Origin of the sequence: Vibrio sp. YT-16, assembly GCF_033337405.1 — a bacterium.
GTDB lineage: Bacteria > Pseudomonadota > Gammaproteobacteria > Enterobacterales > Vibrionaceae > Vibrio > Vibrio alginolyticus.
In genome coordinates, this window is record NZ_JAWOQQ010000012.1 from 49917 (window position 1) to 62656 (window position 12740).

At 37.7% G+C, this 12740-nt stretch carries 9 protein-coding genes; 5 read left to right on the top strand and 4 right to left on the bottom strand.

The features are described 5' to 3' along the window. Positions 1 to 86 precede the first annotated feature (86 nt). On the bottom strand, positions 87 to 722 hold the full coding sequence (locus R7F07_RS17920) for a hypothetical protein (RefSeq protein WP_025633944.1): 636 nt from the start codon (positions 720 to 722) through the stop codon (positions 87 to 89). Positions 723 to 932: 210 nt separating this feature from the next. On the opposite strand from R7F07_RS17920, the gene R7F07_RS17925 reads away from it, so the two are divergent. Next, positions 933 to 1628, top strand: coding sequence for a hypothetical protein (locus R7F07_RS17925; RefSeq protein ID WP_025633943.1), 696 nt, complete (start codon positions 933 to 935; stop codon positions 1626 to 1628). A gap of 243 nt (positions 1629 to 1871) precedes the next feature. Here R7F07_RS17925 and R7F07_RS17930 read toward each other — a convergent pair whose 3' ends face one another. Both R7F07_RS17930 and R7F07_RS17935 read right to left on the bottom strand, forming a co-directional pair. Beyond that, positions 1872 to 2342, bottom strand: coding sequence for a hypothetical protein (locus tag R7F07_RS17930; protein ID WP_025633942.1), 471 nt, complete (start codon positions 2340 to 2342; stop codon positions 1872 to 1874). Positions 2343 to 2349: 7 nt separating this feature from the next. After that, positions 2350 to 6057, bottom strand: a complete 3708-nt coding sequence (locus tag R7F07_RS17935; protein ID WP_139351517.1) for a hypothetical protein — start codon at positions 6055 to 6057, stop codon at positions 2350 to 2352. A gap of 147 nt (positions 6058 to 6204) precedes the next feature. On the opposite strand from R7F07_RS17935, the gene R7F07_RS17940 reads away from it, so the two are divergent. The 3 genes from R7F07_RS17940 to R7F07_RS17950 all read left to right on the top strand — a co-directional run bounded on the left by R7F07_RS17940 (position 6205) and on the right by R7F07_RS17950 (position 8575). Further along, positions 6205 to 7356: a DGQHR domain-containing protein gene (locus R7F07_RS17940; protein ID WP_077202323.1), complete on the top strand. Its 1152-nt coding sequence runs from the start codon at positions 6205 to 6207 to the stop codon at positions 7354 to 7356. After that, positions 7353 to 7694 carry a hypothetical protein gene (locus R7F07_RS17945; RefSeq protein ID WP_042776211.1) on the top strand — a complete coding sequence of 114 codons (342 nt, stop codon included), beginning with the start codon at positions 7353 to 7355 and terminating at the stop codon, positions 7692 to 7694. Before R7F07_RS17940 ends, R7F07_RS17945 begins: the two co-directional genes overlap by 4 nt. Positions 7695 to 7810: 116 nt before the next feature. Beyond that, positions 7811 to 8575, top strand: coding sequence for a hypothetical protein (locus R7F07_RS17950; protein ID WP_025633937.1), 765 nt, complete (start codon positions 7811 to 7813; stop codon positions 8573 to 8575). A 1121-nt stretch (positions 8576 to 9696) separates the two neighbouring features. On the opposite strand, the gene R7F07_RS17955 is transcribed toward R7F07_RS17950, so the two are convergent. Continuing rightward, positions 9697 to 10707 (bottom strand): RepB family plasmid replication initiator protein, encoded by a 1011-nt coding sequence (locus tag R7F07_RS17955; RefSeq protein ID WP_158083951.1) that lies wholly within the window; start codon positions 10705 to 10707, stop codon positions 9697 to 9699. Between the two features lie 742 nt (positions 10708 to 11449). Here R7F07_RS17955 and R7F07_RS17960 point away from each other — a divergent pair. Further along, positions 11450 to 12529 (top strand): hypothetical protein, encoded by a 1080-nt coding sequence (locus R7F07_RS17960; protein ID WP_025633934.1) that lies wholly within the window; start codon positions 11450 to 11452, stop codon positions 12527 to 12529. Positions 12530 to 12740 lie beyond the last annotated feature (211 nt).

A 12740-nucleotide genomic window follows, 5' to 3' on the forward strand; every position in this document is an offset into this window, starting at 1 on the left:
ATTCTGGGTATTTCTGTTTCTGTGGGTTATTCAGTGATTTATGGGTAATGACCAAAGACCAACGTAGCTTGAATAGTAAAGATTTATTAGTCTGAACTCTTTACTTTATCTAGACGATTTATATCCACATTCTTAACCAAAGCATCTGCATCAAATATCAATTGATTTTTTTCATTAACTTTTGGTCTGAATAAAACTAGTACTTTACCAAACTCCCCTTCTGCCTCAGCTGTTAAGGTCGTATTTCCTGAACTATCAACCAAGTAGTTTGTTGAGTCTGAATCCAACCTTCCAATTCGGCCATTCACGTGAATAATTCCAACGTCATAGTCTCTTGATGACAAACTCTCGGAAAAATACTTTTTTAACTCTTCAGGGTTATCCAATATAGATTCAGGGTCATCAACGTACGCACTTGCAACCTTAAGTTCTATATTCTGTTTATTATGAATTGATGTATAATCCGGCCCATTTGGAGTATTTGAAATGCCAGGGCTAACATATAAGCCCACAATTGCCCAAATTGCTGAACATGATGTAACTATTGCTCCTCCACCTTTTGATGAAACCTTGAGATTGTTCCATTCGATTAGTTGCTCCTCTTCCTTTAACGAGGCGCCTCTTTTGAAAATTTTATAACCAAAGTACGCAACGAAAGAACCAATAGAGAAACACAGAAGCATCCCTATACCGTTAAAGACAATAATACCCAATCCTTCCATGGATCTCCCTTATCTTAATTTTACTATTATTTTGTTAATTCATCTAAACAAGCTTAGATCATTCTTGTATCAACAGAGCTCAAACTTAGATTCTTTTTTCTTAGGCTCACCTTACATTCTGTTTACTTATGAACTATTAGTTATTCCGAAAGTATTTATCTGTATTCATTAATTCGTATCGGCAAGTGAGCTTTTTCTAAGGAGTATTTTGTGGCTACCATTCATTCAAACGCATTTGAATTTAATCTCGATGGCTTAACTAATATCAATTTCATAGAACAATCCCATTGTATCACCCATGGTCAACCTTATGATGGAGTCCGTTGCTACAACGCTTGTCACAAGGAGCCAGCAAAATTGGTTGTACTTGCTGGCAGGAAGGGGTCACATGAAGTTTCTAACTGGCTAGTGTCAAATGTAAATTGGCCCAAAGAAAACGGCCTAGGAGGTGCAATAGCAGATACCTATATGGATGACATTCCACGTAAACTCAATTTTGCCATTCGTGGTTGTATCATACTCACCATTTTCGGTATTGAGTACACAATCGAAGACATTGTCCTCGCACAAGGTAAGTCTGGTGCTTACAACAACTGGTGGCTTGGTTCGAGCTCAATGATAAAGATAAAGGCAGAAAACATGACAGATTCATATGCTCAGGAGCTGTCCGAAATGGCCAACAAGTTGATTATGGCAGGACTATCTAAGAGTTTCGCTAGAGCAATCAATGCTATCGGCATTGGAATATACAAATTAACAAAACCACATAAAGTGGGTCGTTGTCTAATTGGGTGCACGAATGACCAATTCGATAAAAGTAAGTCCGTGGTTTTCATAAGTATGAAAAACAGTTCGGCTGATGCAACTATGATGGGTACTTACGCGCTTGATTCTGAAAAATTGTAGTATTTAAAACACTTTAGATTAAGAATATACATTGTATATTCTAATACTTTTTTTTGAACAACCATGTTGATTAATAGTTAATCAAGAGTTCTGGAACACTATGCCAGATGGATATCTGAGTAATATACACTGTATACTATTTTAACAAATAGCTCCCTTTAAAATATACAGTGTATATTTACAATGTGACATCAATACTGGTCCCATTAGAATATACACTGTATATCACCCCAAAAATTCACATCACTTAAGCGTATTGATTAACTTAATTAAACTATCTGGGTCAGAGGTGTAGAGCGATACCAGCTCCTTTTTACTTAGGTTAGTTAGTATCTTGGCTATCAAATCCTGGTTAGTATTGGTTACTAGGTTCTGAACCTTAAACTCTGAATACCCCATAACCATCGCAACATACAAGTGCCTGTTTTCCTTAAACCACTTCCAATAGGCAGACTTAGAGAAGCCTTCATCTACAAGTCGATCTGGAGCACTAGGCAATCCTAGTTCGGCGTTAACCTCTTTTATGGTTTCCAATTCCACCAGCCTGTTGACAAATAGCTTTAGTTCATCGTAATCATTACAGTAGTTGAATGCATTATCCAACATGAAAGCCTGTTTCGGCTTTGATTTCTGCCACAGTTTTATTGTGCTTTCACTCTGTTTAAACGCTTCAGCTAAGAGAGATAAATCGTTTTTATAGTCATAAGTAAACATAATTGTTTTATAGATTTAATAGTGATTCGAGTAAGGGTTTTGGCGTTACATTTCTTGTAGAACGTTTAGTTACTTTTGTCGTATGCATATTACTATCGACTCGATCAGGAGAAATTGTAACATTCGTATTTACTGGCATTGTACATAAATCCGTTGATAGAGATAGACGCTGTTCGAGTGAAAACTTTGATATTGTTTCACGAAGAGAAAATCTCTTTATATCTTCAATTTGAGCTTTAAACCACTCGAGGGTGATAAGAGCCTCAGATAGGTTTGACTCATATTCTCCCAACCGAGTTAAGTAGTTTTCTACGCTTGGGTTAAATGAAGCTAGAAAATCTTGTTTGTCTAAGTTAATCACATTTGAGGCTGGTGTTTCGATATTACTTAGTCGCGTGTATAGAGCTGCATTCAGATTTCTCAATTCAGTTTTTAGACAAAGATATTCCTCTGAACTTTTATACTTAAAAACATCGTCAAATTTCAAGTTAGATAGGTCTTTAGATACCTTAGCGATTTTTGAAACTGTTTCACTATCAATACTATTAATGGCATTTGAATACACTCCTTTAAGTGCCCAGTTCATCGCAATAGATTGCTCTAGTACTGAAACAACTGAGTTTAGCTGTTCGATTGTAAAGTGTGTAATTTCCTTCTTAATAGATGGCTTAGCATTCAGTTCTGTTAGTTGGTTAGTAGAGAGAGAACTTTTGTAGAACTCTTCAATCGATTTGAACGAGTCTGAGCTTAATAAAGACCAGCACTTTAATGTTCGATGAATCTGAGGCTGATTATCGGTCAAGAATAGTGTGGGATTGTTTAGCTTGACAGTTGATTCACCAAATCGAGCCAGGTATTTCTTCAATCTATCACAGTGATTCCTTAATCTACTCTCACAGCCTTCCAACGGCCTAGACAGTTGCAGCTTTATTTTGTGTCTTATTGCGTTTCTACGCTCCCGAACATGAAGTAATAGCTTAGCTTTATCGATCCTATGCTTTTGCATAGAAACCATAAAAGGCAATTGTTTTAGTTCTGATGCATTCATGTCTTGGTAGTCGAAACAACCAAGTTCTGACAGTAACTCTGTTCTCTTGGCTATGTCGAGGAATGTCGGGTAGTACTTTAACGATATCCTAACGGCCCCTGTCTCTACCATAGAACGTGCCACAGCTCCTAATTGCGTGGACCGTACTGATTGTTTTCTATTAGAGAGAGACAATCTACGTCTTCTTATGTTCTGAATGAGTGCAAGATCATGTTCAGCTTTAATTCTTTCGTAAGGTTGGGTTAAGTGCCACTGACTGAGAGTTCTTTCATTAACTACAATATTTAACTTGTCGCCTAGAGCGGCATTAGGGTCAATATAATGTGCTGGTGTAAAAACATCTTTAACTTCTTCGCCCAAGAGATCGATGTCAGGGTGAAGCACTCTATGATTATCTGCATGCGCATAGTGAAGTCTTGGATTTGTTTCAAGATTATAGAAAGAGAGTCTTGTTGTTCCCTTAGTAAGTTTACCTGATCTAATTTTTGCTACACGTTTTGTGAAATCTAATGAAGGTTTAACTTTTCGAGCCTTTTCCTGGTATTGGATATCAGTAACATGCGATAGATAGGGTATAGAAAGCTTGGTGTTTATCTTTCCACCGCCAAACATAGAACTAAAGGATGCATAAATCACTTTCGTAGCTTCTTGGATAGAACTAAATTCAATGCTACTAATTTGCTCATCAATTTCGTTATACCAATTTAGTGCTTTTTTGTTTGCATAACCCTTAAGTAGACTAGTTTTAAAGTACTCTGAAAATGCACTAGAAGCTTTACGTCCATTACACTCCAACTTGATTACCTTATCAGAGTTACTTGAAATCAAATCAAAGAGTTCAACTCTCTCAGCATTGACCATCACTGAAATCCTTCCTAAGAGATCACAATGTTTAGATCGAGAAGTGTCCTGGCTGATTGGTTCCAGCTTTAAATTATGAGCAATACTCACTTTTACAGGTAACTGTGTTTTAGGGAGGATCTTCGTGGTGCAGTTAAAATCGCTTTCATTCAAATCGCTCGCATCTATTGGACGCTCCCAGTAGCTAAGAAAGGACTTATGATTATCAATAAACCGCACTGGGTCATTGTCAACATTAAGAGTTTTCATTAATACGGCTTCAGGTAATTTCGATGAGTTAATGCTGATTTTTCCATGAATAGATTCGTACTCTGCATTACTTTTAGGATAAGGAATCCAGCCATTACCTCTCAAAAGTTCATTCCAGATAACCAAAGGTCTATAGGGAAGGGCATTTACTCCATCTAGACTCCATCTAAACGAAAGATAAGCAGCATGCTTTTCAGAAAAAATGTTTATTAAGGGTTTCTGGGCCTCTTGAATGTACATATCAAGAAATGCTCTTCTGGCTTTAGCGTTCAAGCTTCTATCATTTTTGATGTCTATAACGCCTTCATGTTGGTCGACGTACCCACTTTTATATAGTCGTTTGAACTCTTCAGCTTTTTTAGATGACTCAATTGAAATTTGAGCAAAATACCTAACCAACTTTTCTAAATACTTTACTTTTAGAACGTTCGGCTGAAATGCTACTCGTTGATATGCTGCAAAATCGATAGCTTTGGCATGCATCATTCTCGCATCCATATTGCAACTCAGCTGAAACATGAAATCTCTAATGCGCAGAACCTCTTCCTGTAAAAACACTTTCCATCGAGTATGTTTAGCTAGTGAGTTTTGGGTTTTATCGTGTTGAACCATTGTGCATAGTGTGCATCCAAATCGACTAGATCCATTGCAACCATTTGAATTCTTTTGTCCTACTGCAATCTCACAGACATCAGAAGAAGCATTCCCATAAATGGCCAAAAGCAGGGCGAAATCAGAAAGGAAGCCGGGAAGGGGAGGGAGCCCAGCTAAACTACGAGTAAGAGGCTTAGCTCCAGAAAGTTCTAAGGAAGTGAAAACCTCTTGGGTAGACCAGTCACGTATTGGAGCGTATAGAAACAGTGGGTAGCCTGTATTTAAGTCAGACTCTTTCATCTCTTTCAATAAATCACTTATAGACTTATCACTGGTTCCCTGAATAACCATATTACCTTTTCGCTTTGTACTCTCGTTGTTTCTTTGCCCTGTAGCGCAAATCACATCAAAACGGGTGTATTGCTGTAGTTCTTCGTCTGATTTAAAGCGGTCCAATAGGTTTTTTAAATATCTTTCGCTAGGAACAATTTTGAGAATAGAGCTGCAGTCACTATTACGTTGTGCATTTGGTATTAGCTTATTACTAGTCAGGTATTTGTTCGCGTACTCTTCATGAAATGACGGAGTGACAATATCGTAGTAAACGTTAATATCGTTATCTTTTGCATAGTCAATAAACTTAGATTTAACCCACCTGGTGTACATAACCATTGGAAGTGATTCCGAAAGAGTGTCAACCGTTGAAACAATTAAGGGGCGAGTTTTTTCGATCCAACCATTTTGAATACAAACTCGATAAGCTTCAGAAGCAGCATTCAAAACTGTGCTGGAGTCTTTACCCATACTGCAAGGAACAAACACTAGCGAATCACTAGATCGCAAAATCGTTATAAACTCTTCTACAACCGCATTGAACTTGAAGCTAACACTCTCGTGCAAAGCCACCAATTCGTTTTCTATTAGGTTTGTTGTTTCAAAAATATTAACCATTGGCTGAACCATTACTAAAGACCGACAACTATATAATACCATATTTAAACACACTTTATAGACTTAAATATACTTAGTGCACTTTTTTGTGCACATATATTGAAGGAGGTGTATTTATATGGTATTTTACTTCTATTCTTTTAGTCATCGGGTCAAGACATGTACACACCAATTTATTCTGAACAAGACCTTCAATTAGTACTCTTCAGAGCTAACGAGGGTATTTGCACGAATGGCATTTCTGTATTTGAGGGGGTAATAACAGGCAAAGAATTTGCTGAGAACTTCACTGAAGAAGAGAGCTCAGATAGTTTAAATGAGTATCAAAAAAGACAGAGAGACCTTGAGAAAGGTCGTGCACAAGGTTTGATTAAGTATTTCGACAATAGGGAGGATACAGTACTCCCTAGCATTACTGTCTTTGTTTCTTCATTAAAACTCCATGAGGAAATATCTATTGGTAACAAAGAAGTCGTCACAGCCACATTAGAAAGTTCATCTGACCGTCTTGTATGTGATGGTCAGAACCGTTTGAATTTGTTTAAGGACAGAGTTACGAATGCTAGTCCTACTCAGTACCATACGCTGGGAGTTAAATTCATTGTTACAAACACGGACACCTTAGAGCCAGTCACTCAAAAGATTAGACAGGTATTTTCTGACTACCACTTACACCTTCGTAAACCAACATCAGCACAAAACTTATTCTTTGACAGCTCGCAAAGCTTTTCCAGATTAATTAGGGACCAGATACTCGATAATGTATTAGTTGATGGTCATTCACTAAAGCGGTTTATAAGTACCACAGGAAAACCCAAGAAATCCCAGTTAATGGACTTGAAGCAGTTAGGCGATTTCATTTGTACCGCATTAGGTACAACTCCTGTAAAAATGAACAAATTGCTTGAAGGTTCAAGCGATACCGAAGCTGAAATAATTCGCTTAACAACTCCATTCCTCACCAAGTTTTTTTCTCTTATACCTATGAGGTTTCTTTCAGACTCAGGGCCAAATGTTATGTACACGAAAAGTATATTTTGGAAAGGGACTGCGATAGTAATTCGATCTATCTTTGAAGAGCATTTGTCTCGAATGCATAAAGCCCCCATTGATTGGTCAGTACTAGATGGGATAGTTCGATTGCCTGTGAAAGATATTACACATGACTTTTGGCTAGAGAATAATGTAGTACAGAAATCTATTTCAAGAAATGGAAGTATTAAATACAGAATGATCCGCAGCTCAGAGAGAAGCTGTGCTACTGCTATTTGTAAAGAACTAGAACTACCCTCAGTGGGAGAAGAAGTATGAAGTCACCAGAGAGTAATGACTTAGACCTGAAAGCACATCGATGCCCTAATGCGATGACAATGGCGAGAATGGGTCTATCTCGAGCAATTAAGGAAGGTGTTAATGAGTACAACATATACAGCATAGAACCACTGTTAGGAAAGCACATATCTGCTTACTTAAATGATGTCCAATGTAAATTTGAAATTCACATTGAATCGGTAAGGATACGTGACGAACATAAAAAGTTATGGTGTAACGAAAGCACAATCTTTGATGAAGATGATTTCGAGTTTGCAGAGCACTACTGTCGGTACCGTATCGCCTTCACCAACAAATCAAATTATGGTGAAAGTTGAGTACAACCCTTAAAAGAAACCGTGAACCAATTTCCTTAGTTCGAAAACTAAAGTTGATTGTAATTCGCTCAAGGCCTATATTGCTTTTTATCCATAAATGACAATGGTAGATTGCAATGAATAACATTAATCTCATTACAGTGGGGATTGCTTTAGCGGTTTCCGCCCCCTCTGTAATTGCTTCAATCAAAGCACCACACAATGCAGGGAGCTACAATAAAGTTATTAAGGTTCCTTCACACATGAACCAAACAAGTGCAGTTGGCTTGGATGATACTTTAGGCTCCAGAAACATCTCTGACGAAACAATCGTTGAGCTCCCAACCGTCCCAGATGATCCAGTAGGGGACTTTGAGATCCCCAAACCTGGAGAGGATGAAGATGAGGCAGTAGATATTACTATTAACTGTGGATGTGCTTCTGTGAATGTCGCAAGGGGAGCATGTTTTTCTCCAAAAAGAGCTAAAAGCGCAATGGACAGCAAAGCAAGTGGGTACTTTAGCTCATCTTATGGTTCATATTGGCCTAACTCGTCGAACATTGATTTCCTTGTAACATATAACCTGGAAACCAAAGGGATCACAAAAATAGCCATCACTGATCATAGTAAAATATACAATCTCACTGATGAAATCGCTAATGCTGGTTTATTTGAAATTTCCGGGCCAGTGACATCAACTGCTACACCTAGCTGTAGAGTAAGCTTAACTCGTGCTGCGTTTGCTGACATGGGATACTACACAATGGGTGCAGATGATCCATGGAGAGTAAGGTATAGAGGGTGGGCACATTACAACAAACCTTCCGGTTCCAGATACAAAACTGTAAATGGTGGTACCACAAGCACTCGACCTCCATCCGGGAAGACCTACTATTACTAGATAGCTTGAGTTTGTAAAAGCTTTTCTGGGCCTCTCAAACAAACCTTCCTTGGTGTACCAGGTCTTAATATACAAGTGGTACATCAAGGACGTTTTCTTAAAGCGTTAGTTTTCGTCCTAAATGTCACCCCAGACACTATTGGACCATAGTAAATCAATAAGATAGAAGAACACCTCTATCTAAGTGTGACATCTAGGACGAAAGTTTTCTATCTAGTGCCACCGCATATATTTAACTCATTGATATGCTTTTCTACTTTCTTATACTCAAGTAGGCTTTACGTCCTAGATGTCACAGAGAAGAGATTTTTATCTTTATTTTCAATGCTTTAAATATATTCAATGATATCTATAGTAACTAGCTTTTCTTAAATTCCCAACTGGGCTAAACCATTTTACCCCTACGAATGTTTTCGTCCTAGATGTCACCTATCACTCTTTACTGTATATCGAACGTAGAGAAAGTATGACTCCAGTGTGTAGCTTTTTATATCAGCCTAAGGCACAAATAAAATATCTTTTATTTTCAGTCAGTTATAATCATTAAGTTTGAGCTTTATTCTATAGAGTACTGGACACACATTGTTGCTTCTTAAAGTATCATTTTAAAACCGTCCTAAATGTCACCCCTCACGCTCTTGACACAGAAAAACAATTAAAATACATATACTTATAAAAAATCCGATTAAAACATCGCCATAGAACAGTGACACCTAGGACGAAAATAGAGAAAAAAACGCATTGCATATTCATTGATCCCTTACTTTCGTCCTAAGTGTCACCCCTCCAACTAGAAGCAATAGATACTATCCTTATAATTCAATACGTTAGAAGGAGTTCTGAAAAATTAGCTTAACCTTCATTTACAGGGTTTTCATTCAAAGGAAGCAAAAAAGCAGGTTATAAAGAAAGAATTGGGTCTTCATCACCCACAAAACAACTTCAATCACGGATAAAAAACAACAATTAGGGAGTTGGATCACAGTTATTGAGAGGTTTAGCCACCAGCAATATCTGGTAAAGGTGACACTTAGGACGGTATTTTGAGGCAGAACTAGCACACTTGATTGTTGAATGTGCTAGTTGGATGGAAATTTACTTCTTTGGTGTGCTAGTTGAAGCTAATCTTCATCATCTGTGACTATTTCATAGTCGGTTACATCAATGACGTCATCTGATTTCTTCATTGATGTACCTTTAGCATCTTTTGACTCTTCACCAAACTTCTTAATAGCGCTTAGGACAGCAGGGGATATATCTTCACCATTCAGCAATAGTTCTCCAATCTGCTCAGTCAATGCGACCATTTCACTCTGCTTTGGTTGAAGGTTGGCATTGATAGCTTTGATTGCTGACCTTGCAAGGGATAGTTTACTTGGGGCCTTTTTAGAAAGCTCCCAGGTAAACTTAAATGCGACAGTCTTGGTACCTTTTCGAACATCCTCGTAGGAAAGACTTTTGAAAATGTGCAACTTATTAAGTTCTTCAATTGCTGGGTTAAGCCAACGTTTCTTAAGAACCGCAGTTCTGTCATACGAAGAGGGCAGTTGCCACCTAGAGCGCATCCAATCAACATCTAGAATTAGGTTATTTCTTAAATTCTTCCACTGATTGATAGCCTCATAAAGCCTCATGGTATAAACGGAAGATAAGTTTCCTGCTTCACCTATCAGCAGCTGTGTATAGTTTGATGTGGTTTGGTTAATGATACTAATCAACTCAGCATTCAAATACAGCACTACATGTCCTCGTTTAGGACGATAGCTCTGTTTAGTGGTCCAGTGGATAGCATCATAAGCTTTTTCACCATCTTTGCTGTCTTCATCAGGAAGATAGATAACCACACTTTTCTCATGTAAAGATTGTGCTGCGCGTTGTATGTCTCTTGATAGGTTTTTCTTCGACTCATCATCTATCTCGAAGTATTCGATGAACTCTTTGTTAGAAATAGTGATCGGATACTGACCATATTCCATTGTTTTTAAATGTTCGGGAGTAGGGTTTTCCTGATTAATCCGCTTGAGGCACATGTATACAAGCCGCTTCTCATAACGAGTAAGGCTATAAGCTGCCGTTGTTAAAGCGTTCGCTTGTCTAACAGTAAGATCGTTTTTGCTGTTGTTCTCGGTCATGATACTGATACACACAATAAGAAATTGTACCAAATGTAACATTGTAGGCTTAAATGTGCCAGTAAGTAAGCAAACCAACCTTATACATACTTATACAGACTTATCCACAACCGAAAGCGTCCTAGATGGCACGGTAAGTCGTCCTAAGCGATCTTCAAATCTTCCTAAATGTAATAGTGTTTCGTCCTAGATGATCTTAAACGAATTCCTAACTACTTGAATTATAAAAACATAGATAAGTTATCAACACCCTAATAAGATCTTAAAAAAGATCTTAATAAGATCAATAAAAATATTATTATTAAATAGTGTCTAGAAATTAATCAGTTAGAAGGGTAAAGGGACGATCTTGGAGAACAAAGAAGTAGTAATAGTTCTTTTTTTGCATGTTAACTCAAAAAGCCACTCAGTAGAGCTATATGAGCTAATTTGCTCTATTTAGACACATATACCGGGTTGTGTCCAATCATAAGCATAGAGGCGCTCTCAGCTTGCATTTGCCCTAAATTTTCAATGACGATCTTTAGATCATTCATTTAATTAACCATTTGGTTTAAGGATCATACGCACGAACACAATGGGTTTAATCTTCCGAGGCTCTCCAGAACCATCATGTCATATAAACAAAGAAAGTTAAAAAATCATACACAAACAACTGTTATAATATGGTATTTACTGTTATACTAATGGGGAATTAACGGTTCTATCCCGTTGAAATATATGTAATAGCTTGGGGGCTAAAATGAAAAGAAGATCTTTTGTAAGTAGAGAAGAACTAAACTACGCTAAAAATTTACTAGTCTCTTATGGCTGTATGAATAAGGTGATTAACAGCGCAATTCAAATGGTAGATGAACTTGATATTGAGCCTGGCCTAAAGTTCCAGGCTAAGATGGGATCATTTAAGAAGGAATTGGATGTAGCTATATCAGCTATAGGAAAACCAGAATCACGTGCCAAGTTCATTCTAAACATAACGAACTTCTTGGTATCATGGTATGAAAGTGGAAATAAGTGCTTAGACAAGTTCTCGGTTGCCAGGTTTTCAATTTTGCTCTTTCATGCTACTGAACTTAAATTAATATCCGCTCGACAACAATTGGATATCATTTATGGGTGTTTGAAAGTTAGCGAGTTACCAAAATCAGACACACATCTGTTAATCCAACTGCCCATAACCCAGGATATCTTCACTTTAGAGAAAGTGCAGTCTCACCAATCTAAGGCTCATGTTATCAACCAAGACGATCATACCCTCGTTCAACTTGATATATCTGATGTTCCAAAAGAAAACCAAAGTGCGATAATTGGTGCGCTAGACGATTTAAGTCTGGATGAGGTCTCACTTTCAAAAGATGGAAAGTACCTTTCATTACTCGCTCCATTAACCTTGGAATGCGGCTTAGAAGATACACTCAAGAAGGTTGAAGCTCTAAAGGCGTGTTCAATGCTTGATGTATTTTGCCAATTTAAACCAATCTCTTTAGAAGAAATAGCTGTTAAGTATTGGGATGGTAAGCAGTACTTTGATGAGCTGGCGACAATGTATAAAGCAAGCTCTCAGTCAGAATCTACTCGACAAACTATAAGCAGTGCACTTGAACTAGTTAATACCGGTTACATTCTGAGTTCTTTAGATGGTTTATCCACTCTTTGTCATCGTTTAGCTGTAGATACGGACAAGGACTATAAATATAAAGGATCGTCAGCTCTATATGAGCTTCTGGACACTCTAAGGGGGTTTTATAGAGACTTACTATGGAAACTCGAAGATATGGGTTATGAGTTTCAATATACATCTGCATTTTCGAACGTGCTTTAGTTGATTTTCGGGGATTCCGATTAATGCTTCCACTAACTAAACACATTAACTCGGATTCCCTTTGCTCCCTGTCGCACTTACAAGGTCATAGCGCTAGATTTTAGCTGTATGTACTGGATAGAAACTAGGCATGGGTATAGAAGTTAATCAGAAACACTTCGACTTGATTTAACGTTTGACACTAATTAATAAATCAGCACTCAGAGGGAAA

Excerpts from the sequence above, each read along its gene's own strand:
- R7F07_RS17920 (WP_025633944.1), bottom strand. The coding sequence starts at position 722 with ATGGAAGGATTGGGTATTATTGTCTTTAACGGTATAGGGATGCTTCTG.
- R7F07_RS17930 (WP_025633942.1), bottom strand. The coding sequence starts at position 2,342 with ATGTTTACTTATGACTATAAAAACGATTTATCTCTCTTAGCTGAAGCG.
- R7F07_RS17935 (WP_139351517.1), bottom strand. The coding sequence starts at position 6,057 with ATGGTTCAGCCAATGGTTAATATTTTTGAAACAACAAACCTAATAGAA.
- R7F07_RS17940 (WP_077202323.1), top strand. The coding sequence starts at position 6,205 with ATGTACACACCAATTTATTCTGAACAAGACCTTCAATTAGTACTCTTC.
- R7F07_RS17945 (WP_042776211.1), top strand. The coding sequence starts at position 7,353 with ATGAAGTCACCAGAGAGTAATGACTTAGACCTGAAAGCACATCGATGC.
- R7F07_RS17950 (WP_025633937.1), top strand. The coding sequence starts at position 7,811 with ATGAATAACATTAATCTCATTACAGTGGGGATTGCTTTAGCGGTTTCC.
- R7F07_RS17955 (WP_158083951.1), bottom strand. The coding sequence starts at position 10,707 with ATGACCGAGAACAACAGCAAAAACGATCTTACTGTTAGACAAGCGAAC.
- R7F07_RS17960 (WP_025633934.1), top strand. The coding sequence starts at position 11,450 with ATGAAAAGAAGATCTTTTGTAAGTAGAGAAGAACTAAACTACGCTAAA.